Here is a 25,013-nt window from a genome sequence, read left to right as displayed (position 1 = left end):
CAATCAACTTCCCTTATTCACAAAGATTTAGTACCTTGGTAAGACAGCTCCCTACCTAATGAAACACTTTAAAACCATAGCAATATTTACCTTTCCAAGCGAATATACTGTGTTACGTCATCTATTTGAACAGCAGGAGATAAGACATGGTTTTCTTCATGAAACCATGATTGGTGTGCTTCCTTTCCACTCGAACGCTTTTGGAGGAATACGGCTCCAAGTCCATGAAGAGGACATAGAAATCGCACAAGAAATCATCAACCAACTCAACGACACCTCGAATCTTCACATCGTCTAAATCTTCTTATCAACAACTAATACATATTCATTTTTTTCTTTTCTAAATTTTTTAAATAAAATGATGATGATGATAGCTTGTTGATAGGTACAATAACTTTTATAAAATTGGTTTTGGATTTAAGTTATCGCTATTTTTTGAATCTTTATTAACAACTTTTAAGCTAATAATCTATTTGATTTTGAAGGATTTATTTATACTGATTAACAACTGTCAACAAACACTATTGACAGGTAAATTTTAATAAGATTTTAGTAAGAATTTGTTAAGAATAGAAAAGAGAAGTCTCATAAAACGAAGATAAAACACCACGTTAAAATTTGCATACTGTATTTTTAATTCGAGTATATACAACTAATGAAATCATGCAAGTTTTTTTACTGAATTTCTACGAACAAATATGAACATAGTTATTAACTTTATGTTTAGGTAAACATTAATAAATAGTAAACTTCAAGATTTACAATATCTTTGAAAAAAACACAGGCCATGAAAATAGCTATTGGAAACGATCACGCAGGAACCGAATACAAGAAAACCATTGTTGCATATCTTCAAAAAGAGGGCTATGAGGTGATCAATCACGGCACAGACTCCCAAGATAGTGTGGATTATCCCGATTTTGTACATCCGGTTGCACAGGATGTAGAATCAAATAAAGCCGAATTTGGGATCATCATCTGCGGAAGCGGTAACGGTGCAAACATGACAGCCAACAAGCATCAAAACGTACGTTCTGCGCTGTGTTGGACTAAAGAGATCACGGCCTTGGCCAGGGAACACAACAATGCCAATGTATTGAGCATTCCGGCGCGCTTTACCAGCGAACCCCAAGTTTTGGATATGGTAAAGACCTTTTTAAATACTGCTTTTGAAGGAGGAAGACACGAGCGTCGCGTCGCCAAAATTGCATGCTCGTAGTTTCCTGAGATGGGCCAGTCGTATACTACACATACCCATTCTCACGATTTAAAAGGAAAGAAGCTCCTTCTATCCATACTATTAAACATCATTATAACCGTATCTCAAGTGATTGGCGGATTGCTCTCCGGCAGTCTTTCGTTATTAAGTGACGCCTTACACAACTTTAGTGATGTTCTATCTTTAGGCGTTAGTTATATAGCAGATAGGTATTCAAAAAAGGAAGCGTCTTTAGATAAGACCTTTGGTTATAAAAGGGCGGAGATCATTGCGGCATTCGTAAACGCTGCGTCTTTGTTGATTGTTGCAGCCTATCTTATTTACGAAGCTATACTTCGGTTTTTGAATCCGCAAGAGATTGAAAGTAGCCTGGTTATTTGGTTGGCACTTTTAGGAATTGTAGCCAATGGCTTTAGCGTTTTGTTGCTTCGGAAGGAATCGAAAGAAAATATGAATATGCGTTCGGCCTACTTACATTTGTTTACAGATATGTCTGCTTCGGTCGCAGTATTAATAGGCGGTTTGCTTATGATGTATTTTGGTTGGTTTTGGGTAGACAGTGTGCTTACTGTCCTCATTGCTATATATCTGTTATTTATGGGGTATTCGCTTCTGAAAAGCTCTTTCAATGTATTGATGCTTTTTACACCCGAAACGATGAATCTTGAAAAGATACATGATGCCATCACTTCTTTTTCAGAAATAAGGAATGTACATCATATGCACGTCTGGCAACTCAATGAGAATGAAACACACCTCGAGGCACATGTGGAGTTCAAACAGGACATCACACTATCAGAATTTGATGTGATATCAGACCGCGTAGAAGAAATGCTCAACAATAAGTTTGGCATCAATCATGTAAATTTACAACCTGAATACCAACGCGACGATCCAAAGGACATCGTTGTACAAGACTAACCTATGGAGATTACCGTAAAAACTTTCGAGGAGCTCACCACGGCAGAATTATATGATCTGTTGCAATTGCGCAGTGAAGTTTTTGTGGTCGAGCAAGACTGTGTATATCAGGATATTGATGGAAAGGACCGGAAGGCACTTCATATTATTGGGAGACACGAGAACAAATTGGTTGCTTATACCCGCTGTTTTCCACAAGGTGTGTATTTTGAAGAGGCCGCTATTGGAAGAGTTGTGGTGGCACAACCCTTCAGGAAATACGGCTACGGTCACGAGATCATGAAGGCATCGATCGAGGCCATAAAAAATAGGTTTGAAACAAAAAGCATCAAGCTTTCAGCACAAACCTATCTCATAAAATTTTACGAATCTCACGGATTCACCACCACTGGCGATGGATACCTCGAGGACGGGATTCCACACATTGCCATGGTTACAACTTAATTAAATTCTTTTGAAGGTTAAGATCTTCCAACATCTCGTTCGTAAACTTGTAATGACCGCGACGTGTAATGATCTTAAATCGTTCGTTTCGCATACGGGTCAATACATCTAAGAAACGCCATTTCGACTTTAACAATGTGGGTTTTTGAGATTTTAAACTAACCTCAAAATAATGCTTGATCCCGGCGCGTTCTGCCACGATGTCCGGCGTGATAATTTCATCACTTCCCTTTTTTAAATACGACTTGGGAGTCTCGTAGCCTTCAATATCGGCTTTGATATTTTCAAAACCTTTGCTCTCTAAATACACTACAGAATCTTTTATAACTTCTGTACTTTCTGCTTTATCTACTTGTACCATAACTCACAAAATACGCATAAAAGTGCAGAATCCCTGTTAATGGGGTGTTAAGACTTATTTGAGACAACGTTCCTGTTAAACGGAATTCGCAGTTGAACACCAAAATTCTCATCGTCGGTATGATCTGAAATATCCAGCCCATACTGTATATCATCAACATTACCATAGATAAAGGTCCCGAAAATTCGATCCCATATTGATAGCATATTCCCATAATTGGTATCTGTCCAAGGAAGCTTATAATGATGATGAAATTTATGCATGTTGGGAGTGACGATGACATAACTCAATGTTTTATCCAACCACAAGGGCATGCGAATGTTGGCGTGCGTAAAATAGGTAAAAAGCACACTTAAAATCCTGTAGAAGAAGTAGAATGAGATAGGCATTCCCATGATAACGACAGCCAACAGAGCAAAGGTCTCCCTAAGCAGAAAATCAAAAGGATGATGTCTGGTTCCCGTTGTGGCATCCACATGTTTGTCGCTGTGATGCACGATATGCAATCGCCAAAGTACCGGAACCTTATGCAAAACATAATGAACGCCGTACTGAGCGATGAGATCCAAGACCAGAATTGCCATTAAAAGTTCTATCCAAACCGGTAATTCAAAAAAATGTAATATCCCAAATTGATTGGTATCCAGCCAGACAAATATCCCAAGCGTCAAAACGCCAAAAACCGCATTAATGATCATTACAAGAACAAGAAGTAATAAATTGACTTTTGCATGTTTCCATTTCCTGTACTTTTTCACGAACAACGCATAATACCCTTCCAGAATCCAAAAAACCGCTAAGCAAAAAAACACCCATCCGGCTTTCATCCAGATGGGCATGGTCTCAAAAAAATTCAAAAAGGAATCCACGTTTATTTCAAGATGTTTCTATATCTATTTTCGTTGGACAGCACGGCGATGGCCTCTAGGATTTCAGGATTTTTTTCTACCTGATAGTTATAAAGACCATCCCGATAAAAATAGCGCTTCAATATTTCATCACTTAACAATGATTTGATTTCTGCCTTTTTAGCTACGATAGCTTTGTCTTTAGCTGCATCAATAGCCGTCATTAACACGTTATAGCTGCTGTTGATCTCTTTCTTTAAATCGTCATCTTCCGAGCGTCGTAAGGCTTCAGCGAATTCTTTTTCAGTCTCAGTCTCATAGCTGAAATTATTTTGCTTCAAGAAGGACAGAAAATCTTGGAAATCGGAATCGGAAAAAGAAAAGTTGTTCCAATCGGTCATTTGATGACTGTAATAATACTTGGTAGCGTAATCGAATATCACATTGTCCTTTAACAAGGCTGTAGTAATTGGGCTAAAGATAGCTGTTTCTACTTCCACGTCTGGCATGATTCCACCCCCGTCATACACGGTACGCCCCCCCTTGGTCTTAAATTTATTGTACTCCTTGGCATCTACTCTAATAGGATCTCCATTTTCGTCCCGGTTCCAATAATCAAGCGCTTGAATACACCGTCCGCTTGGCGTGTAATAACGCGAAATGGTAACCTTGAGCTGAGTTCCGTAGGTCAATTTTTTGGGACGTTGTACAAGCCCTTTTCCAAAACTACGGGCTCCCACAATGACCGCACGATCCAAATCCTGTAGTCCTCCGGAAACAATCTCACTCGCCGAAGCACTGCGTCCATTTATTAGGACCGCCAATGGGATCTCTGTATCGATAGGATCCCGCGTGGTCTTATAGGTCTTATTGTATTTTTCGATCACCGATTTGGTTGTTGTGATCACCTCTCCTTTCGGCACAAAAAGATTCACGATATTGATCGCTTCATTAAGCAATCCGCCGGGATTTCCTCGCAGGTCCAAAATGATTTTCTTCGCACCTTGGTCTTTCAAGTCTTCCAGAGCCGCTTTGGTCTCGACTGTAGTTTTGCGGTTGAAGGTGGTCAGCACGATGTATCCAATATCGTTATTGATAAGCTTATAATAGGGGACTGCCTTTACATCTACCGCCGAACGTGTAATCGTGGCTGTGCTGGTTTTTCCTTGGCGAAGGTACGTTACCTCCACGGTCGATCCCGGAGCGCCTTTCAACAATTCTCCGGCATCATCTTCAAAATCGGCGAGACGTATATTCCCGATTTTAATGATTTCGTCGCCCGCTTTTAAACCGGCCTTATCTGCAGGATAATCCTGATACGGCTCTACAATAACGATCTTGTCTTTTTCCGAACGTGCCGCAGCACCAATTCCCGTATACACTCCGGCATTGTTGATTCGCGCGTCCTCCACCGCTTGTTCGTTCCAATAGACGGTATACGGATCGAGATCTTCTAGCATACCTTTAATGGCTTTATCCATGAGTATGGCAGGAGTTACCTCATCTACATAATTCATGTTCAACTCCTTGAACAGGGTCGTAAAAATTTCGATTTGTTTTGCGATCTCAAAAAAATCGCTTTTAAAACTTGCAGTAGAGACCAAAATCCCAATTGCCAAAACGGGGATTAAAATTCTTTTTTTCAACATCTTCATATTAGTTCTTTTTTCTTCTTCGTATAAATCTACGTATTATCAATAGCGCCACCAAAACGATTAGGAATAAAGGCCATAAATACAACAAGCCTAAAAAGAAGATCGAGATCCCGTCCCAACCGCCTTTGAGGGCATTCAGCATCTTTTGACCGTATGATTGCGTAATGCCGGTTTCTGAAGTGAGCTTATAGAATTCAATATGTATGGTGCTCATAGATACACGGCTTTGCAGGTATTGCAAACGCCCCTGCTTGGCCTCAATCTCTTCCCGAATAGTAGAGAGCTCACGTTCAATTTCTAGCATTTCCTTGACGTTCTTTGCTTGTTTCAGCAGTTCGAGATAGCGGCTTTCCAATTCGCGCTTCGCTTTGAGACGGGCTTCAAGGTCTACGAATTCTTCGGTGACATCCTGTCGAGAAATATCTCGCTGATCGAAATAATCTACCCCTTCTGAAACACCATCTATAAAAGACTGGAAATGTTCCGTAGGAACACGTACCGTCATATTCCTAAAAATACGATTATAACCTTTTCCGCTATTGTCGCTCTGAACGATTGCCTTGTATTGCTGCGCCAACTGAAGAACCTTTTGATGCGTTTCTTCCGGCTGTTGGGTCTCAAATACAAGTTGTGCCGTTTTAATAATTTTTTGTTCTTGGACCACTGGGTTTTCCGAAATATCTTCGGAAACGCTTGTTTCTTCAACCATGGGTTCAACTTCGTAAGCGGCAGCTTTGCTTTCGGCGACCTCAAAACTGTCATTTTCTACGGAAGGCCCTCCGCAGGCCATGAAGAAGAGAATTAATAGGAAGCTAATTGTTTTCATCGATGATCTTGTTAAGAAGCGCACGCATGGAATTTTCCAAGTGCGCATACTGTGGTTGTTCTTTGTTAATGTATAGAAATAACAACGCAAATTTTGGGCCGTTATTAGCAGGTAGCAACTGTTTTTGAAGCCGATAGGCTTCCCGAAGCTGCCTTTTTATTTTATTTCGATCCACAGCCGACTTAAAATTTCGTTTGGGAACAGCAAAGGCCGCTTGATTTGTAGCAGCTTCGGAGAGGGGCATATAAAATACTTTAACGGGAAATTTTGTTATGGAGTGCCCCTCCAAAAACAGCGCTTCGATAGCTTTTCGGCTTTTTAATTTTTCGCGTTTCGGGAAACGAAGACTCATATTATAAATGTACAATAATACTGTATAAAAAAACCCGAATCTTAGGAATCGGGTTTGTTTACGGTTTTACTTAAAAACTTATTCCATTCCGAAAGAATTGTTCTTCGGATTGATATCTGCCAAACGCTGTGTGGCATCGATCACCATCATCTCTACTTTTTTACCGTTGGTGATCTCTAATTGATAGGTGGGATATGCCCACGCCCAATCCGGAAGCACCGTCCATTGTATTTGCGGAAAGGGATTCTCTTTTTCGGCACGCGCCATCTGCAGCGGAATATAGAAAACTTCTTCAGTACCGTCTTCGTAGCGAACATAGAGATCTATAGGCATTGGCATGAGCCCGATACGCTCCAATTGAACCATGGTTTTTCCGTTCTCTTCGGAAACCGATGTGATCCCATAATCGATGGTATTGGTTGTCTGCGTCCAGTCAGTTAAATACCAATCTAACTCGAATCCGGAAACTTTTTCGGCCACACGTATAAAATCGTTTGGTGTTGGGTGCTTGAACTTCCATTCGCTGTAATAACGCTTTAATGTTTCGCTTAGATTTTCTTCACCTATTACATACCCTAATTGTGCGAGAAAAACAGCGCCTTTGCTATATGCCGAAATTCCGTACGCACGATTACTGTGGTATCTATCTGCATGGGTGGATTGAGGCTGCTCCTTTCCACTGGTCGCTAAAAAGCCATATCCTCTATACGAACCCGCTTGCGGATTCGGATTCTTTTGATCCATAACAACGTTCATTGCCTCATCGGAGATATAAGATGTGAAACCTTCATCCATCCATTCGTGCTTTGCTTCGTTTGTTGCCAACAGGAATTGGAACCAACTGTGGGCCAACTCGTGTGCCGTAACGCCTACCAAGCTTTCAAATTTTCTCTCACCGGTTATTAGAGTACACATGGCATATTCCATACCGCCGTCACCACCTTGAATTACAGAATACTGCTTGTAAGGATAGGGACCAATGTGCTCGTTGAAAAAGGCAAGCAATTCAGCTGTTTTAGGCTGTAAGTTCTTCCAATTCTCTTTGATCTCCGGGTTGTTTTTATAGAAAAAGTGCAGGTCGACCCCGTTAGGGCCTTTGTAAATATCGTGGATGTATTCATCATCGGCTGCCCAGGTGAAGTCATGTACATTGGGAGCAACAAAATGCCACGTATATTTTCCGTTTGTAGGTTTCATTGTCTTTTGACCGGGCATTTGATACCCATGTCCAATTTCTGCCGGATTTTGAAGATAGCCTGTTCCTCCAATGGTATAATCGGCATCAATGGTGATTTTTACATCGAAATCACCCCATACTCCATGGAATTCACGAGCTATATAAGGATCGGCATGCCATCCCTCAAAATCATATTCCGCCATCTTAGGATACCATTGGGTCATGGAGAGCGCCACCCCTTCTGAACTATTCCTGCCGCTTCGGCGAATCTGTAAAGGCACTTGTGCATCCCACACCATGTCGAAGGTTGAGCTTTGTCCGGGCTGAATAGGTTTGTTCAGTTGTACTTCTAACACAGTGCCAACAACTTCATACGTAAGTGGCACCCCATCTTGTGTTAAGGAAGTAGGTTTTATGTATCCTATTTCCGAAGCAGATAACTTCGAAATACGATCTTTTACACGATCATCGGGATCTGCAATGGTGCGTGAACGCACATCCATTTCGCTTCCCGGTTGAAAGGCGTTAAAATAAAGATGATAGAACACCCGGTCCAAGGTATCGGGTGAGTTGTTAGTGTACACGAGCTGTTGTGTTCCTTTGTATTGATAGGTTTCTACATCCATATCAATGGTCATTTTATAATCGACCTTTTGTTGCCAATATCCCATAGTATTTTGAGATATTGCCGTTGTGAGGATCAACAGCGAAAAGATTGTTCCAAAAAACTTTTTCATTATCGAGACATTTTATCTGCCATAATCAAGGCGTTATACAAGTTCACCATTTTACCTCCTTTAGAGATATTAGTGAAATTATCGGTATTGGAAGGATCGCCACCTAATACAACCGGTGTCTTAGAAGACAGACCGCTGTTCATTAGGATATCTTTTACCTGTTTTGCTGAAAGATTTGGATAATACGAGCGTATCATTGCGGCTACCCCGGCAACAGCAGGAGCGGCCATAGACGTTCCTTGCAGATATTCGTAGTTGTTCAAGGGTGTTGTAGACCATATCTTCACTCCGGGAGCGAATGCATCTACATTTGATTTTCCGTAATTTGAAAAATCGGCAATCAACTCACTTCCATAGTCGTAATTAAGTGCTCCAATCGTGATAAAAGTTTCACCTATTTCAGCTTCAACCCCTTTTTGGTCGTTAGGATACACTTGAATAGTGTCAAGGTTATATCCCTCATTTCCGGCAGCATTCACAATTAGAACGTCCTTATCGGAGGCATATTTAATAGCATCCCAAACCCATTCCGGGTGTGGGGAATAATATTTTCCGAAGCTTGTATTGATTACTTTGGCGCCATTGTCTACCGCATAACGAATGGCTAAAGCAATGTCTTTATCGTATTCATCACCATCGGGAACGGCGCGCACTGCCATGATTTTTACATTCTGCGCGATTCCATCCATGCCTATGCCATTGTTTCGTTGAGCTGCGATAATACCCGCAACATGTGTTCCGTGCCGGGCGTCTTCTTTTTTAGGGTCCGGTCCGTCCACATCGGCATTTCCGTATACCTTGTCATTGATATCATCCGGATCGTCACCTAGGACAGCACGAAAATCTTTTTCAAGGTTAAAGTGTGTGTCCAATCTCCCTCCAAAGTAATCGATGCCACTTTTAAGCTCTTTTATAACAGCAGGAACAGACTCTCCAAATCCCAACATTTGGGTTAGCATCGCTATTTGCTGTTGTTCTTGAGCCGATGGATTTTGGATAGCAGCTAGGTCTTCTTTAGTATAGGTCTCTTTACCCAATTTTTTACTCATTGTTTCATGTGCAGGGGTGACTTGCGCAAGGATCTGCTCGTATTGCATCTTGTTGGCCAAGGCCTGCTGATATTCTTTCTCATATTCTGCTTTTGCTTTTTGAAACAAAATGAAGTCGGCACGGTCTGCAGCACTCACAGAAGCTTCCGTCTTACCTTCGAACTTGGGTCCAAGTTTTTTTAAGTAGCGTACATACTCCATATTCTCTGCAATGATATCACCAAGGAAATTCCATCCGTGTATATCATCCACATAACCATTGTTATCATCATCGATACCATTACCGGGAATTTCATCATCATTGACCCAAATAACATTTTTCAAGTCTTCATGCTCAATGTCAATTCCGCTATCGATCACCCCGACAATTACCGTTTCGCTTTTGCGTTTTGGCAACAATTCGGTGTAAGTTCTAGTAACGCTCATTCCGGGGATGGTGTCTGTTAAAAGGTCTGCTGAACTCCATGACTTAAGTTGTGTTTCGGTTAAAGGAGCCGCTTTTAGAGGCAGGGTATCGATGTTCTCTACAGGGGTTGCAACAATGGGAGCAACACTGCTTCCGCAGCTGCTCAAAAGGATCGCGGCGGTTGCAGCGATTAAAGGCATTTTAAAGATTTTCATAGCTTCAGTTTAATTAAAAATATCGGCACAGCGAAACACTTGGTCCATTCGAACACCTTTATCGGTGTGTTTCACGGTGATTATTGGATTGTGAGCGTCGTGCTCTAAAAATAAATAATAGTTATGGTCTGCCGCGGCAGTTAAAAATTTTTCTTTTTCAGGCAAAGTGAGTAACGGCCGGGTGTCATATCCCATCACAAAAGGAAGGGGTAAATGTCCTGCCGTTGGTAACAGATCTGCCATAAAAACAATGGTTTTTCCTTTGTATTTTATATGTGGGATCATTTGCTTGTCGGTGTGTCCATCTGCAAAGAAGATACCAAAGTCCAATTCATTAGCTTCAGAAAAGTCTGAAGCGGTATCGGAAACGAATTTCAATTGCCCGCTTTCTTCCATGGGAATAATATTCTCTTTTAGAAAAGAAGCTTGTTCCCTGCGATTAGGCTTAGTAGCCCATTCCCAATGTCGTGCATTGCTCCAGAATGTGGCGTTTTTAAAAGCGGGTTCGTATCCCGTACGTTGTTTGTTCCATTGTATGCTTCCGCCGCAATGATCAAAATGAAGATGTGTCATAAAGACGTCGGTAATATCATCGCGATGAAACCCGATTTTTTGCAAAGAATCATCTAGATTGAAGTCTCCCCAACGATAATAGTATCCAAAGAATTTTTCAGATTGTTTGTCTCCCATCCCTGTATCTATGAGCGTGAGTCTATTGCCATTTTTAATGAGCAAACATCTCGCTGCGATATCGATCATGTTATTTGTATCGGCAGGATTTGTCTTGGACCACAATGTTTTTGGCACTACACCAAACATAGCACCTCCGTCCAATTTAAAGTTTCCGGCTTCTACAGGGTATAAATTCATTGGGCATTAAAAGAGACGCAAAATACTAAAACCGTTAGAGAATGGTGACTCAGGAATAAATTAATTATACTATTTTTAACAAAAACTTAGCGTTTAACCGAAGCGAATGCACTTTATTTACCAAAATCAAAAAATATGCTCGAACTAGCCGGAATCATCATCCTTGGGATCTTGGCCCAGTGGGTCGCCTGGAAGTTTAAAATTCCCGCCATTTTACCGCTTATTCTTATAGGTCTTTTTGTAGGGCCCATTTCTACTTTTATTTCTGAAGATGGGAGCCAATGGATACAACCCATTTGGAACTCTTCAAAGGGATTCTTTCCCGGAAAAGGGTTGTTCTATTTTGTATCATTAGCTATTGGAATCATTCTTTTTGAAGGAGGTCTCACCCTTAAGATGGGAGAAGTGAAAAAAACCGGAAGCGTTATTGGTCGATTGATAAGTCTTGGATCCATAATTACCTTTTTGGGAGCAGGCGTTGCAGCACACTACATCTTTGGTCTCGATTGGCAGATTTCTATGCTATTTTCAGCATTAATAATTGTTACCGGACCGACAGTGATTACACCTATCTTGAGAAATATTCCCTTACGAAAAGATGTGTCTGCCGTATTGAAGTGGGAGGGAATCTTGATAGATCCCATAGGTGCCTTGGTGGCCGTATTAGTCTTTGGTTTTATAAGTGTAAACTTTCCTACCGGGTTGGAAGAAATAGCTACAGAAAACGCCGCGAGCGGCGCTCACAGCGTTGCAAATGGTCAAGTAAGCTACACCAAGCATGCGCTGTTGGAATTCGGAAAAATTATAGTCGTAGGCTTTGCATTTGGATTGGCAGGAGGATTTGCAATGTATCAAGCTGTAAAAAAGAAAATTATACCGCACTATCTACTCAATGTAGCCTCGCTTTCAATGGTATTGCTCATTTTCGTTCTTAGCGACTTGTTCGCCCACGAATCGGGTCTTTTGGCGGTCGTTGTTATGGGGATGTATTTGGGGAATAGCGACATTCCTAATTTAAAAGAGCTATTGTATTTTAAAGAATCGCTTAGCGTGCTGCTTATCTCGATATTGTTTATACTACTTTCGGCCAATATTAGGGTACAAGATCTTTTGCTTATAATCAATTGGAAAACAATTACTTTATTTTCAATAATTATATTTATTATTCGTCCCATAGGCGTCTTTTTAAGCACAATAGGATCTGATCTTAAACTTAATGAAAAGCTATTTATAAGTTGGGTAGGACCGCGAGGAATTGTTGCGGCAGGTATAGCTTCATTATTTGGAACCGAACTTGTCGACAAAGGCGTTGAAGGAGCCGAATATATCACACCATTGGTTTTCGGCGTTGTGCTGGTTACCGTTCTTTTAAACGCAACCACAGCCCGATTGGTTGCCTCCTTGTTAGGGGTTTTCTTAAAAAAATCGGAAGGAGTCTTGATAGTAGGAGGTTCGCGGGTTTCAAGATTAATAGCTTCTTATTTGATGAAAAACGATCGTCATGTAGTGTTGGTAGACAATAATCGAACGAATATAGAAAAAGCGAGAGAGTTAGGAATAGACGCCATAAATGCCAGTATTTACAGTGATGATCTTAGTGATAACATCGAATTGAGCGATGTGGGTTATCTCCTTGCGATGACCGGTAACGACGAAATTAACCGTCAAGCAATGCTACGGTTTGGAAAGCGGTTTGGGGAAAACGGAACGTTCAGACTTATGACCTCGGAAGAATTGCTCAACGAGAACAATGTGGATAAAGGAGAAGTTTTTAGCAATACACATGATTACATTCGATTTACTGAAGTGGCAAGAGACTATCCGTCCATACAAGAAATTGAAGTAGACAGTAATGAAAAGTTCGCCAGAGTACTTAAGACGATTCGTGACACGAGGGACGCCATTCCTTTATTCTTAAAAAGCGCAGAAAATAACATAGAACTTATTGATACGCTTACCGAATTTAATGTTGAACAAGGAAGTGTTATTGCGTATTTAGGAAAACCCATCGATTTTGAAGATGTAATTACAGCCACTCGAACAAAAGTTCAAAAAGACGTATAAGGGAATTTTAAAACACTCGATGGTATTTTTGAGGTCCTTTCACCAAATAAGGTGTTGAAATATAACTACTCAAGTTTTAATAGGTGTTACAATATTACAAATAAGCTTTTATGAATGAAATAATAGATATGCAATCCTACTTTACTGCCATTGCATATCTTGGATTTGCCTTGACCATAGTTTCATTTTTACCCCTATACACCAAAAAGGCTAAGATTACCTATATAGTTCCTCTTTTAATTTTTGGTTTTTTATTATACACTGTGAACGCACCGCTGCCTTGGCCAGACCCGTTATACGATTTGAATTATGGTAAAATAGTCACCGAAATAATTGTCATTATAAGTTTAATGACAGCAGGCCTGAAAATAGGAACCCATTATAAATGGAGCGAATGGAAAAGACCTTTATCTCTCATTTTTATAACCATGCCATTATTTATGGTATCGGTGTTTGCAATTAGCTTTTATTTTCTTGGTTTAAACGGGCCTGTTTCATTGTTGCTGGCAGCAGTTTTGGCCCCAACCGATCCGGTTCTCGCATCAGAGATGCAATTAAAAGAACAACAGCATGAACACGACAAAGAGACCGGTATGCAATTCACACTTACCGCAGAAGCGGGGATTAATGACGGATTGGCTTTTCCATTCGTATTTTTAGCAATTCTTTGGTCTAAATCCAATAGCTTCGGTGAGATTGATTGGGCACACTTTATAAATTTTTATCTGATATATAAAATCTTGGGAGGACTCCTCTTGGGTGCACTCATCGGATATGTTTACAGCAGCATCATAGCATTACACAAAAAAGAGAATAGAAAATACATACTTAATGGCTTCATAGCAGTCGCGCTTACATTTTTCTCCTACGGAGCAGCAGAACTTCTAAACACCTATGGCTTTATGTGTGTTTTTGCCACGGGCGTATTTGTGCAACACCATAGACCTAAAGATAAAAGCAAGGCAACCAAAGATTTTATGGTCCCATTTATTGAAGAAATAGAAAAGTTATTGGTTGTGCTGTGGACCATTTTCTTTGGAGGTGCTTTATGCTCGGGTATTTTGAATTATACGAATTATGAAGGGATTGTATTTAGTCTTGTTATTGTGCTAATTTTAAGACCTATCTTAGGCTATTTGGCCATGATAATCATGCCTTATTCCAATGCCAAACGCTGGGCTATTGGATTTTTCGGCATCAAAGGCATTGGCAGTGTTTTTTATTTAAGCTATGGGCTTTTACATGGCTTTTTTGAAGGATATACTGATTTATACGGAATTGTAAGCTATGTCATCTTATTCAGCATCATTATCCACGGACTGACGAGTCTTAGGGTATTGGACTATTTTAATTCGCTAAATACGAAGTAAAGTTGTTCGCGCCAAAGTTATTATCCCCGGCTCGCGCTAATGATTGAGGGAATCTCTTTCCATAAAAATGTAAAGCGGAGAATTGATCATTTAGAACCAAAAACAGTGCAACTCAAAATAATTGAGAACGGTATTCGTTCTATTTTTAAAGGAAAGACTTCTTATTAATGAAAAAAATTACACTTCTCTTGCTTTTTGCTTTTGCCGTCTTCTCATGTAAAAAGGATGACGGAAGAGCCTGCACCACCTGCAATTCCCCTCAAACTGCCAACTTCGAAGTTTGTGATGATGGCGAAGGCAATGCCACAGTCAACGGCGAAAATACCGGAACCTCTTTCGATGTGTATATTGCAGATCTCGAAGCTGCAGGAGCGACATGTGGAGGCTAGTCGTTAAGTTTTAAAACAGCCATAAATGCTTCCTGCGGAATCTCGACGTTACCCACTTGACGCATACGCTTTTTCCCTTTTTTCTGCTTTTCTAGAAGTTTCCGTTTCCTTGAAATATCCCCGCCATAACATTTTGCAGTTACATCCTTACGAAGTGCTTTCACGGTTTCACGTGCAATGATCTTAGCGCCAATCGCCGCCTGAATTGGGATGTCGAATTGCTGCCTCGGGATCAATTCTTTCAGTTTTTCGCACATTTTCTTACCAATATCGTAAGCATTGTCTTTGTGCAGCAAGGCAGAAAGGGCATCCACCACATTTCCGTTCAACAACACGTCTACCTTCACTAATTGTGAAGTACGCATTCCGATAGGTGAATAATCGAAAGAGGCATAGCCTCTGGAAACTGTTTTAAGACGATCGTAAAAGTCGAATACAATCTCTGCCAACGGCATATCGAACGATAGTTCAACACGCTCTGTGGTGAGGTACGTTTGATTAGTGATTTCCCCTCGCTTCTCGATACATAGCGACATCACAGGTCCAACATAGTCAGACTTAGTGATGATTGTAGCTTTAATATATGGCTCCTCTACTCGATTCAAGGAAGAAGGTTCCGGTAGATCTGAAGGATTATTGACCAAAATAATAGTGTCCGGTTCCTTGTTGGTATAGGCGTGGTAGGATACGTTTGGTACGGTGGTGATCACCGTCATATCAAACTCTCGCTCCAATCGTTCCTGAATGATTTCCAGATGCAACATTCCCAAGAAACCACAACGAAAACCAAAACCTAAGGCCGCAGAACTTTCGGGAATAAAAACCAAAGATGCATCGTTGAGCTGCAACTTCTCCATAGAAGCCCGAAGCTCTTCATAATCTTCGGTATCAACAGGATAGATTCCTGCAAACACCATGGGTTTTACGTCTTCGAAGCCTTCGATCATGTTGGTGGTTGGATTCTTGGCATCGGTAATCGTGTCGCCCACCTTTACCTCTTTCGCTTCTTTGATTCCTGTGATAAGATATCCTACATCACCGGTTTTTATAACTTCTTTAGGCTGTTGTTTAAGCCGAAGCGTACCTACTTCATCTGCATAATAAGATCGGCCGGTAGCCATGAACTTTATGTGCTGTCCTTTTCTAATTTCACCGTTTAGTACTCGAAAATAAGTTTCCACACCTCGGAAAGGATTGTACACAGAATCGAAGATAAGCGCTTGCAATGACTCCTCGGGATTTCCTTTAGGTGCAGGGATTCTTTTAATGATCGCTGCCAAGATCTCCTCAATACCGATCCCGGTCTTCGCACTGGCCGGGATTACCTCATCGGCATTACATCCTAATAAATCTACGATATCATCGGTAACTTCTTCAGGATTAGCAGAGGGAAGATCCACTTTATTCAATACGGGAATGATCTCCAGATCATTCTCCAAGGCTAAATACAAATTAGAAATGGTTTGCGCCTGAATACTCTGCGCAGCATCCACGACTAATAATGCTCCTTCACAGGCCGCTATGGAGCGTGAAACTTCATAAGAAAAATCAACGTGACCCGGGGTGTCAATTAGATTGAGAACGTAAGACTCTCCTTCATACACATAGTCCATTTGAATGGCATGGCTCTTTATTGTAATACCACGCTCACGTTCAAGATCCATGCTATCCAGCAATTGATCCTGTTTTTCGCGACTGGTCACAGAACCGGTTGCATCCAATAAACGATCGGCCAAGGTACTCTTACCGTGATCGATGTGTGCGATGATGCAAAAATTTCGAATGTTCTTCATAGCAATAGGTCTCAATTCGTTTGAGGCTGCAAATATAACTTAAAAAGACAGGATTATTCAATTAACCTTGTTTTCAGCGCAAAAAACTGAATATAGGATAATTCCTATTAAAAAAAAATGCCATCTTTGTATAGCGGCTTTCACAAACTCTACAACCATTTTTTTATCGCCACCTTAATTACAATCAACCAACTAAGCTGCACCCCAACATGAAAGCAATTGGATCCTTTATGGTGTTTTTGCTGTGTTCGATCCCCCTCTTCGCACAGGATTTTTCGGTTTCGGGAAAGGTGGAAGATGCTTCAGGGGAGCCTATGGCATTTCTTACAGTATTGGTTTTTTCAGAAAATGACCCTACAACTCCGTTGGCCGGAACTACCTGCGACGAACAAGGAATGTTTGTCATCGACAATCTTGTATCGCAGTCATACAGATTTACCTTCAGTTTTATTGGCTATGAAACTCAAGAGCAATTACTCGAACTTACAAACAATATGAGCCTACCTACCATTACTATGGAGAAGGCTGCCGAAGTGTTGGAGGAATCTGTTGTGACAGTGAAGAAACCTCTCATACATAAAGAACCCGGAAAACTTGTGGTCACCGTTGAGAACAGTTCGCTCTCTACCGGAAATACCTTGGAGCTACTTTCCAAGACACCGGGAGTGTTGGTGTTGCAGGACAAGGTGACCATTAAGAACGCCGCAACGACTATTTATATCAATGGGAAGCGGGTATACCTATCAGACACCGAGATCGCCTCATTCTTGAAAAGTTTGGATGCTTCGGTGATCAAGACGATTGAGGTGATCTCAAATCCTTCAGCCAAATACGATGCCGATGCCGGTGTCATACTTAATATCATTACCTCAAGACCAATTTCGGTAGGCTATAAGGGATCAGTTGAAGGTCGGTATGAACAAGCGGTATTTCCTAAATATTCTATAGGTACTTCTCATTTTTATAAAAATGACTGGCTCAATGTTTTTGGAAACTATAGTTTTAGTCCGCGCAAGGAGTATAAAGACCAATTCGATGAAATTCGTTTTTTCAACGAAGATGAAGTAACCACCCGATCGTTGTGGGAAACGAATTTTACTCGAACTACCCACTCCTATGCTCATCAAGGTAACTTGATTGCCGATGTTACCATAGACGAAAAGAATTCCATAAGCCTCACCTCTAATGTATTCGTTTCCCCTAATACAACGTTTCACAATACGGTATTTGCCGAGATCTTTGACGCTCAAAAACAATTGGACTCAACCTTTCGAACCAACAGCATGTTGGAAAACGACCAAAAAAACCTCGCTTTCAGTGCTGCCTATAATGCCACGTTGGATGAAAAGGGAACCGGCTTGACAACTACCATAAACTACATTGTTTATGACGACGAACAACAGCAGTATGTGGTTACCAATTATTTTCGTCCCAACGCGGATCTGTTGCGGACCAACAGTTTTTTTACTTATGCGCTTCAGGACAGTGATATTGCAACGGGTGCCATCGACCTAAAAATTCCAGAGGATTCGGGAACGTGGGAAATGGGATTGAAGTATTCTAATATCGACACACAAAGCAGGCTCGATTTTTTTAACACGAATTCGGGTTTGCTGCAATTCGATCCCAATCTGTCAGATTCCTTCACCTATCTGGAATCCATCTACGCGGGATACCTTTCGTTTTCAAAACGGTGGAAGAAGTGGGATCTTGTTGCAGGATTACGTACCGAATTTACAGCCGTGGAAGGGCTTTCCAGATCGCTTGGCCTTGTTAATAATCAGGAGTACATTGAGTTTTTCCCGTCCCTTTCCCTTCAGTATACGGTAAACGATCTCAATGCGCTAGGAATTAATTTTGCACGGCGTATTGAACGGCCTCGATACCAAAGCCTTAACCCGTTTAAATATTTTTTGAATGAGAATAATTTTAACGGAGGAAACCCCAATCTTGTTCCGGCGATCGATTCAAAAATAACAATAAGCTATAATTATAAAAGCAAATGGTTTGTCGATGTGTATTATCACCATACCGACAACGCCCTAAGCACCTTGCGCTTTCAGGATAATGAAAATTCGATCACGCGCACCGTGGATGCCAATCTTATACAAGACTTTCAGTACTCCGTAGATGTGCTGCACGTTTCTTCTCCCCTTAGCTGGTGGTATCTTAGTGTGTATGCATCCGGTTTTTATTTTGAGAATGAGTTTTTCGCTTTGGAAAGTCAGCAAGACACCTATTCTAACAGCACCTTCGGATTTTACGGAAACATCAACAACAACCTCACCCTCTCGAAGGACAAGTCGTTTACCGGGGATCTTACAGCTTTTTATCTATCTGATTTCATTTACGGTTCATTTGATTATGGCAATCAGTTCTCCCTTTCGGTTTCTCTTCGGAAAGCATTTTGGAACAATACCGCCAGTGTGAGCTTAGGAGTTTCAGATGTGTTCAACACCTACAACGTCCCCGTCGTTTCAAACTATTACAATCAGCAAAACAGCTATTTTGCGCAACCCGAATCACGGCTGTTTCGCGTGAGCTTTAAGTATACCTTCGGAAATGCCCGACTTAGCGATAACAATCGCGATATCAAACCGGAGGAGACCGAACGATTGGAAAAGAACTAATCGCACCTTTTTTCCGAAGCAGAGAAAACAAAGTAAATTGCTTATTTTTGCAGCAGCTATGGCAAAGATCGGAAATATAGATGTGGGAGAATTCCCGTTATTGCTCGCTCCTATGGAGGATGTGAGCGACCCTCCTTTTCGCGCACTTTGCAAGGAACAAGGCGCCGATGTAGTGTACACAGAATTCATCTCTTCGGAAGGCTTGATTCGCGATGCGGCGAAGAGCGTCATGAAGTTGGATATCTATGAAAAAGAACGACCCGTTGGGATTCAGATCTTCGGCGCAGTCCTCGATTCCATGCTCCAAAGTGTTGAGATCGTAGAGGCGAGCGGTCCGGACATTATTGATATTAATTTTGGTTGCCCCGTCAAGAAAGTAGTGAGCAAGGGCGCAGGTGCCGGAATTTTAAAGGATATCGATCTCATGGTTTCTCTAACCGAGGCCATGGTAAAACATACCAAACTGCCCATTACTGTTAAAACGCGTCTAGGGTGGGATCACGACTCCATACGAATTGTAGAAGTTGCCGAACGCTTGCAGGACGTAGGTTGTAAGGCACTTTCCATTCACGGAAGAACCCGTGCGCAAATGTATAAAGGGGAAGCAGATTGGGCTCCTATTGCCGAGGTTAAGAACAATCCGCGTATGCACATTCCTATTTTTGGCAACGGAGATGTTGATTCACCCGAAAAGGCCAAGGAAATGCGAGATGTTTACGGTCTTGACGGAGCTATGATAGGTCGTGCAAGTATTGGGTATCCGTGGTTCTTTAAAGAAGTAAAGCATTATTTTGAAACAGGAGAGCACGCATCTCCCCCTACCATGGCAGAACGCGTAGCTGCGGCAAGAAGACACCTTCAAATGGCCATTGACTGGAAAGGGGAGCAGTTGGGTGTTTTTGAGACACGCCGCCACTATACCAATTACTTTAAAGGTATTCCCAATTTCAAGGAGCACCGAATGAAGATGGTCACCAGCGATGATGCCGCTTCGGTGTTTGAAGCTTTTGATGAAGCTCTTGAATTATTTGGCGACTATCAGTTTGCTTAATTAAGAAGTTTTTCTCGTACTCTTCCGGAAGCGATCTTAGAAGCGATGAGCCCTAAAATAGTGATCGTGGCAAAAACCACCAGAACATTAATCAATTTTAAAGATACCGGATAGGGAAGGGTGGCTGTAATATTGACAAATTCAAACTGAAGTTGCGCACCCACGGCAAGAACACCAAGCAGGATACCCAGTAGTCCGCCAAAGGTAGTCAACAGCGTACCTTGTAAAAAGAATATTTTACGAATCTCCGGTAAGGTAGCCCCTAAATTGTACAGTGTTTTAATATTCTTCCTTTTATCAAGGATCATCATAATAATAGAACCTATTACATTAAACAGTGCAATAATAAGCACCAAGGTAAAGATGAGGTAGACGGCAATATTTTCGGTGTTCAACATCTTATACAGAGCGTCATTCTGCTGTATGCGATTCTTAATGACTATTTCTTCTGAAAAGAGAGGTTTCAATTGTTCGCGAATACCTTCTTCAGAAACACCCGGCAGGAGTTTCAACTCTATTGCCGAAACGGCTGTACTATCCATTTGAAGTAAAGTACGGGCGAATTCAATATCGGAAAAAACATATTTTGAATCCAAGTCCTCATTCACCTGATATACGCCGGACACTACGACCGATTGTTTTCTAAAGGCATCGGAAGGATCCAGCGCATTGAGCTGTCCGGTTCCGGGTGTTGGCACATAGAATTACTAATAGTCGATATAATCTTGTATTCCAATTGAAAGTTTTGCAGCGGTTCCTAACCCTATCACAACTTCGGGTTCATCGTGTGCTAACCAATTGCCAAAATAAAGGATGCTGTCTATAGGATTTACGGCCTTATAATTTGTATCGGTCCCTTTTATATATGCAATGTGGTTTTTTCCCTTATACTGAAGGAAAACCCGCTCTTCAATAGTTTTTGAGTAAGAAGCAACGCCCGGCACTTCCATTAGTTGCTTTTCTTTATCTTCATGAAAGGACAGTGTCTTACCACGTGCAGGAAATACTTTAAGGTCGCTGTCGAATACATTAGTGAACTGTAGACTAAAATCTTTCAGCCCCGAAAAACCGGAAAGAACTATAAATAAGGACATCGCCCCAACAACTACCCCAACCGCAGCAATACCTGTTATAATATTGATGGCATTATTGCTGCTTTTGGAGAATAAGTAGCGCTTTGCGATGTACAAAGGAAATTTCACCTTAACTTTTTTTGCGTTTGGGTAAAATAGTTGGATCTTCAATAGGGTTTTCGTCGCCTTTGACTGCTTTCTCAATACGCTCTATGTACTCCAAAGAATCATCGTTATAAAACTGAAGGTCGGGCATTTTGCGAAGTTGGTGCCGTGTAAGTTGTGCAATTTGATGCTTGATCTTTGATTTTAGCACGTTGAGATCCTTGGTCACGCCTTCGGCCTTTTCGGCGGGAAAGACACTCACATAAACCTTTGCTATCGAAAGGTCGGTTGTAACGGTTACTTTGGATACGGAAAGGATGATCCCCAATTGCCCTGCTTCACGCAGCATGCTCTGTAATACATTGGCTAGGTCGTTTTGTAGAACGCCCGCAATTTTCTTCTGTCTGTTACTTTCTTCCATACTACAAAAGTAGCATATTTAAAGGTTTGATATTTTTTTAATTAACGATACATTTACAATTATGAAGAAAATTGAACATCTTGGGATTGCTGTGAAAAATCTTTCTGAAGCTAATGATGTCTACTCACGATTATTAGGCAGCCCTCCCTACAAAACAGAAACTGTAGAGAGTGAAGGGGTGAACACGTCTTTTTTTGCTTGTGGCGAAAGTAAGATCGAGCTTTTAGAGGCTACAAATCCAAACAGTCCCATTGCAAAATTTTTAGAAAGGAAAGGAGAGGGGATCCATCACGTAGCGTTTTACGTAGATAATATTGAAGCCGAAGTAAAACGTTTAAAATCGGAAGGGTTTCAAATTTTAAATGAAACGCCTAAACGCGGCGCAGATAACAAATGGGTTGTATTTATACACCCCAAGTCTGCTAACGGGGTCTTGATAGAGTTGTGTCAGGATGTGGATCCTAGCGATCCATAACCTAATAATAACCTAAAATAGTTTTGCATTAAAAGCAAAGTGTTTTACATTTGCAGACTGTTTTAGGTCCCATAGCTCAGCTGGTTAGAGCACCTGACTCATAATCAGGGGGTCCATGGTTCGAGCCCATGTGGGACCACTTTTTTATTTCAGAGCATTAGTTAGAGTAGTGCTTACGAGTTTTTTCAGGTATTTGACAGGGCGAGAAGCATGCACTGAACGAAGTTGAAGTGAGCCCATGTGGGACCACTTTTTTTAAGACGGTGCGTTTTTTGAAGTATGAACAAGCATTTATACCCTTATAAAGGGTTTAAAAATATGTACATCCCTTTGCCTCGTTTGTACCAACCTACAGTCTGGAAAGTCTGTGAGGGACATTTTTTTGATGGGCGTTATTTGAAGCAACTGTATCATCTTGATCTGCATTTAAAAGGTTGAGAATATTTAGAATAGCAGGAATAATTTAATAACTTGCAAATAATAAGGGAAGTGTTCCCTAAAAAGCATGTTATTTATTCAAAACGAAGCAATTAAATTTTAAAAACTGAGTTAATAAGTTTTGGATAAATTGAATTTTTATTTGATGTTTAAAAAAAATTATTACATTAGCCCCTGAATATGCGACCCCAAATCGTTATAAAAACCATCATGGTACTTTGTTTACTTTCAAGTACCTCTATGCTTGCACAGCTTTCGGGCGGTGACTCAGGCACACCCCCTCCACCCAAAACCCCGCCACCGGAGCTACCACTGGATAGTGGAATTGCATTATTGCTCTTGGCAGGAATTATTTACGGCTGTTACGTGGTTTACAGCCACTTAAGATCTACAAGTAGCCGCTCATAAGTCGCTTCACGTACTTTCCAATCACGTCAAATTCTAAGTTTACCAAGTCTCCTTCTTTCAACAAATTGAAATTAGTATGCTCATACGTATAGGGGATGATCGCCACACGAAAAGAATCTTTCTTAGCATCTACAACGGTTAGGCTTACCCCATTCACCGTGATCGATCCCTTCTCTATGGTAAGGTTGCCTAATGACGAATCATAATCAAAACTAAAATACCAACTGCCATTCACCTCTTTTATTTTTGAACAAACAGCTGTTTGATCCACATGCCCCTGGACAATGTGTCCGTCAAGACGATCGCCCAATCGCATTGCACGCTCAAGATTTACGAGACTGCCTAACGCCAGGCGTCCTAAGTTGCTCTTATCTAAGGTTTCTTTAACGGCAGTGACTGTATAGGTCTCAGGAGTAAGATCCACAACAGTAAGACACACCCCGTTATGTGAAACACTTTGGTCGATTTTTAAATGGGAACTTAATTCGCTTTTAACTTGAATGTCCAAATTTTCTCCTTCGCTCTTAAGATCGGTGATTTCACCGATTGCTTCAATAATTCCTGTAAACATGCTTACATTTAGTTACATTTGTACTGCAAAAGTAACAATAAAATAAAGGCATTAACCACGAATGAATAAGCAAGATAAAATTGTATTGGGAATTTCGATAGGAGATTTGAACGGCATTGGAAGCGAGGTCGTACTTAAAACTTTTGCCGATTCTCGGATGTTGGAATTTTGTACTCCGGTTATTTTTGCATCGGTTAAGCTGATGTCTTTTTTCAAAAAAGCATATGAGCTGGATATTTCTTTTCATGGCATCGATGCTGTGGAAGATGTAGTTCAGAAAAAAATAAACGTTTTGAACGTTTGGAAAGAACCCGTAGATATCGAGTTTGGAAAAGATGACAAGAAAATGGGAGCCTATGCTTTACAGTCTTTGGAAGCTTCGGTGGCAGCACTGAAGGCCCAAAAGATCGACGTCTTGGTAACGGCGCCTATTAATAAATCAAACATCCAATCTGAAACTTTTACCTTTCCGGGACATACAGATTATCTCGCAAAAGAATTGGAGGGCGAGAGTCTTATGCTAATGATTTCTGAAGGACTGCGCGTGGGACTACTCACAGATCACGTAGCAGTCAAGGATGTATCTAAAACCATCACCCGCGAACTCATTGAAAAGAAGATCAATATTATTCACAGAACCTTGATCCAAGATTTCGGAATTGAAAAACCTCGCATCGCTGTTTTAGGGATCAATCCGCATGTGGGAGATAATGGTGTTATCGGGGATGAAGATGACAAGACCTTGATACCCACATTGGACAATCTGCGTAAAAATGGGAAGATCGTCTATGGTCCTTATGCAGCCGATAGCTTTTTTGGATCTGGAAATTACAAAAACTTCGACGTGATCGTTGCATCGTATCATGACCAAGGACTTATTCCTTTTAAAACCCTCGCTTTTGGTTCCGGGGTCAATTACACTGCAGGCCTAAGCCGAATCCGAACCTCTCCCGACCACGGCACAGCCTTCGATGTAGCGGGTAAGAATCAGGCAAATCACGACTCGTTTAAAGAAGCAGTATTTGCTGCAATCAATATCTACAAAAGGCGCAACGAATACGAAGAAATGGCTAAAAATCCCCTGCAAACAAATCGCAGAAAACAGCTTTCAAAAAAGAAAGGATAAATTATTTTCCTATTCAATT

The 25,013-nt window shown here is 41.1% G+C and carries 24 protein-coding genes and 1 tRNA gene; 12 read left to right on the top strand and 13 right to left on the bottom strand.

The features are described 5' to 3' along the window. Positions 1-109 precede the first annotated feature (109 nt). From AACZ11_RS03400 to AACZ11_RS03385, 4 genes are all read left to right on the top strand, one after another. On the top strand, positions 110-298 hold the full coding sequence (locus AACZ11_RS03400) for a DUF2007 domain-containing protein (protein ID WP_290628765.1): 189 nt from the start codon (positions 110-112) through the stop codon (positions 296-298). A 489-nt stretch (positions 299-787) separates the two neighbouring features. After that, positions 788-1,219, top strand: coding sequence for a ribose 5-phosphate isomerase B (gene rpiB / locus AACZ11_RS03395; protein WP_290628766.1), 432 nt, complete (start codon positions 788-790; stop codon positions 1,217-1,219). A gap of 9 nt (positions 1,220-1,228) precedes the next feature. After that, complete coding sequence (locus AACZ11_RS03390) at positions 1,229-2,140, top strand: cation diffusion facilitator family transporter (protein ID WP_290628767.1); 912 nt, start codon at positions 1,229-1,231, stop codon at positions 2,138-2,140. A 3-nt stretch (positions 2,141-2,143) separates the two neighbouring features. Next, complete coding sequence (locus AACZ11_RS03385) at positions 2,144-2,584, top strand: GNAT family N-acetyltransferase (protein ID WP_290628768.1); 441 nt, start codon at positions 2,144-2,146, stop codon at positions 2,582-2,584. Here AACZ11_RS03385 and AACZ11_RS03380 read toward each other — a convergent pair. The 8 genes from AACZ11_RS03380 to AACZ11_RS03345 all read right to left on the bottom strand — a co-directional run bounded on the left by AACZ11_RS03380 (position 2,574) and on the right by AACZ11_RS03345 (position 11,080). After that, entirely contained in the window at positions 2,574-2,945 is a 372-nt protein-coding gene (locus AACZ11_RS03380; RefSeq protein ID WP_290628769.1) for a hypothetical protein, read from the bottom strand. The genes AACZ11_RS03385 and AACZ11_RS03380 overlap by 11 nt on opposite strands. Positions 2,946-2,992: 47 nt before the next feature. Further along, a complete protein-coding gene (locus tag AACZ11_RS03375; protein ID WP_290628770.1) occupies positions 2,993-3,814 on the bottom strand; it encodes a sterol desaturase family protein in 822 nt (273 codons plus the stop codon). A 2-nt stretch (positions 3,815-3,816) separates the two neighbouring features. Continuing rightward, entirely contained in the window at positions 3,817-5,448 is a 1,632-nt protein-coding gene (locus AACZ11_RS03370) for a S41 family peptidase (protein ID WP_290628771.1), read from the bottom strand. Between the two features lies 1 nt (position 5,449). Next, the gene (locus AACZ11_RS03365) at positions 5,450-6,274 is read right to left on the bottom strand and encodes a DUF4349 domain-containing protein (RefSeq protein ID WP_290628772.1); all 825 of its coding nucleotides are present in this window, start codon (positions 6,272-6,274) and stop codon (positions 5,450-5,452) included. Then, a complete protein-coding gene (rnpA, locus tag AACZ11_RS03360; RefSeq protein WP_290628773.1) occupies positions 6,261-6,626 on the bottom strand; it encodes a ribonuclease P protein component in 366 nt (121 codons plus the stop codon). Before rnpA ends, AACZ11_RS03365 begins: the two co-directional genes overlap by 14 nt. 78 nt (positions 6,627-6,704) lie before the next feature. After that, entirely contained in the window at positions 6,705-8,540 is a 1,836-nt protein-coding gene (locus tag AACZ11_RS03355) for a M1 family metallopeptidase (protein ID WP_290628774.1), read from the bottom strand. Then, a complete protein-coding gene (locus AACZ11_RS03350) occupies positions 8,540-10,210 on the bottom strand; it encodes a S8 family peptidase (protein WP_290628775.1) in 1,671 nt (556 codons plus the stop codon). Before AACZ11_RS03350 ends, AACZ11_RS03355 begins: the two co-directional genes overlap by 1 nt. Positions 10,211-10,219: 9 nt before the next feature. Next, on the bottom strand, positions 10,220-11,080 hold the full coding sequence (locus AACZ11_RS03345) for an MBL fold metallo-hydrolase (protein WP_290628776.1): 861 nt from the start codon (positions 11,078-11,080) through the stop codon (positions 10,220-10,222). 135 nt (positions 11,081-11,215) lie between these two features. On the opposite strand from AACZ11_RS03345, the gene AACZ11_RS03340 reads away from it, so the two are divergent. The 3 genes from AACZ11_RS03340 (at position 11,216) to AACZ11_RS03330 (ending at position 14,903) form a co-directional block, all read left to right on the top strand. Beyond that, positions 11,216-13,144: a cation:proton antiporter gene (locus tag AACZ11_RS03340; RefSeq protein WP_290628777.1), complete on the top strand. Its 1,929-nt coding sequence runs from the start codon at positions 11,216-11,218 to the stop codon at positions 13,142-13,144. A gap of 110 nt (positions 13,145-13,254) precedes the next feature. After that, a complete protein-coding gene (locus AACZ11_RS03335) occupies positions 13,255-14,514 on the top strand; it encodes a cation:proton antiporter (protein ID WP_290628778.1) in 1,260 nt (419 codons plus the stop codon). Positions 14,515-14,681: 167 nt separating this feature from the next. After that, positions 14,682-14,903, top strand: coding sequence for a hypothetical protein (locus AACZ11_RS03330; protein WP_290628779.1), 222 nt, complete (start codon positions 14,682-14,684; stop codon positions 14,901-14,903). Here the strand turns inward: AACZ11_RS03330 and lepA are convergent. Beyond that, complete coding sequence (lepA, locus tag AACZ11_RS03325; RefSeq protein ID WP_290628780.1) at positions 14,900-16,696, bottom strand: translation elongation factor 4; 1,797 nt, start codon at positions 16,694-16,696, stop codon at positions 14,900-14,902. The two genes, AACZ11_RS03330 and lepA, sit on opposite strands and share 4 nt — an antisense overlap. Positions 16,697-16,905: 209 nt before the next feature. Between lepA and AACZ11_RS03320 the strand changes: the two genes are divergently transcribed. Both AACZ11_RS03320 and dusB read left to right on the top strand, forming a co-directional pair. Further along, positions 16,906-19,326, top strand: a complete 2,421-nt coding sequence (locus AACZ11_RS03320) for an outer membrane beta-barrel protein (RefSeq protein ID WP_290628781.1) — start codon at positions 16,906-16,908, stop codon at positions 19,324-19,326. Between the two features lie 58 nt (positions 19,327-19,384). Then, a complete protein-coding gene (gene dusB, locus AACZ11_RS03315; protein ID WP_290628995.1) occupies positions 19,385-20,377 on the top strand; it encodes a tRNA dihydrouridine synthase DusB in 993 nt (330 codons plus the stop codon). Here dusB and AACZ11_RS03310 read toward each other — a convergent pair. From AACZ11_RS03310 to rbfA, 3 genes are read right to left on the bottom strand one after another with little or no spacing between them, the layout of a single operon-like run. After that, positions 20,374-21,075, bottom strand: a complete 702-nt coding sequence (locus AACZ11_RS03310; protein ID WP_339831461.1) for an FtsX-like permease family protein — start codon at positions 21,073-21,075, stop codon at positions 20,374-20,376. The genes dusB and AACZ11_RS03310 overlap by 4 nt on opposite strands. A gap of 9 nt (positions 21,076-21,084) precedes the next feature. Further along, complete coding sequence (locus AACZ11_RS03305; protein WP_339831458.1) at positions 21,085-21,579, bottom strand: ABC transporter permease; 495 nt, start codon at positions 21,577-21,579, stop codon at positions 21,085-21,087. A 1-nt stretch (position 21,580) separates the two neighbouring features. After that, positions 21,581-21,976 carry a 30S ribosome-binding factor RbfA gene (gene rbfA, locus AACZ11_RS03300; RefSeq protein WP_290628783.1) on the bottom strand — a complete coding sequence of 132 codons (396 nt, stop codon included), beginning with the start codon at positions 21,974-21,976 and terminating at the stop codon, positions 21,581-21,583. Positions 21,977-22,037: 61 nt separating this feature from the next. Here rbfA and mce point away from each other — a divergent pair, with 61 nt between their 5' ends. Further along, on the top strand, positions 22,038-22,451 hold the full coding sequence (gene mce / locus AACZ11_RS03295) for a methylmalonyl-CoA epimerase (RefSeq protein WP_290628784.1): 414 nt from the start codon (positions 22,038-22,040) through the stop codon (positions 22,449-22,451). A gap of 65 nt (positions 22,452-22,516) precedes the next feature. Continuing rightward, positions 22,517-22,590 (top strand) — tRNA-Ile (locus AACZ11_RS03290). A 687-nt stretch (positions 22,591-23,277) separates the two neighbouring features. Here AACZ11_RS03290 and AACZ11_RS03285 read toward each other — a convergent pair. Further along, the gene (locus tag AACZ11_RS03285) at positions 23,278-23,868 is read right to left on the bottom strand and encodes a riboflavin synthase (RefSeq protein WP_290628785.1); all 591 of its coding nucleotides are present in this window, start codon (positions 23,866-23,868) and stop codon (positions 23,278-23,280) included. 61 nt (positions 23,869-23,929) lie between these two features. Here AACZ11_RS03285 and pdxA point away from each other — a divergent pair, with 61 nt between their 5' ends. Next, complete coding sequence (gene pdxA, locus AACZ11_RS03280) at positions 23,930-24,994, top strand: 4-hydroxythreonine-4-phosphate dehydrogenase PdxA (RefSeq protein WP_290628786.1); 1,065 nt, start codon at positions 23,930-23,932, stop codon at positions 24,992-24,994. The last annotated feature ends 19 nt before the right edge of the window (positions 24,995-25,013 follow it).

It is taken from the genome of uncultured Altibacter sp. (assembly GCF_963972995.1).
Taxonomy (GTDB): Bacteria; Bacteroidota; Bacteroidia; order Flavobacteriales; family Flavobacteriaceae; genus Altibacter.
The sequence above is the reverse complement of the archived record's forward strand: the minus strand, read 5'-3'. Positions and strand labels throughout refer to the sequence as shown.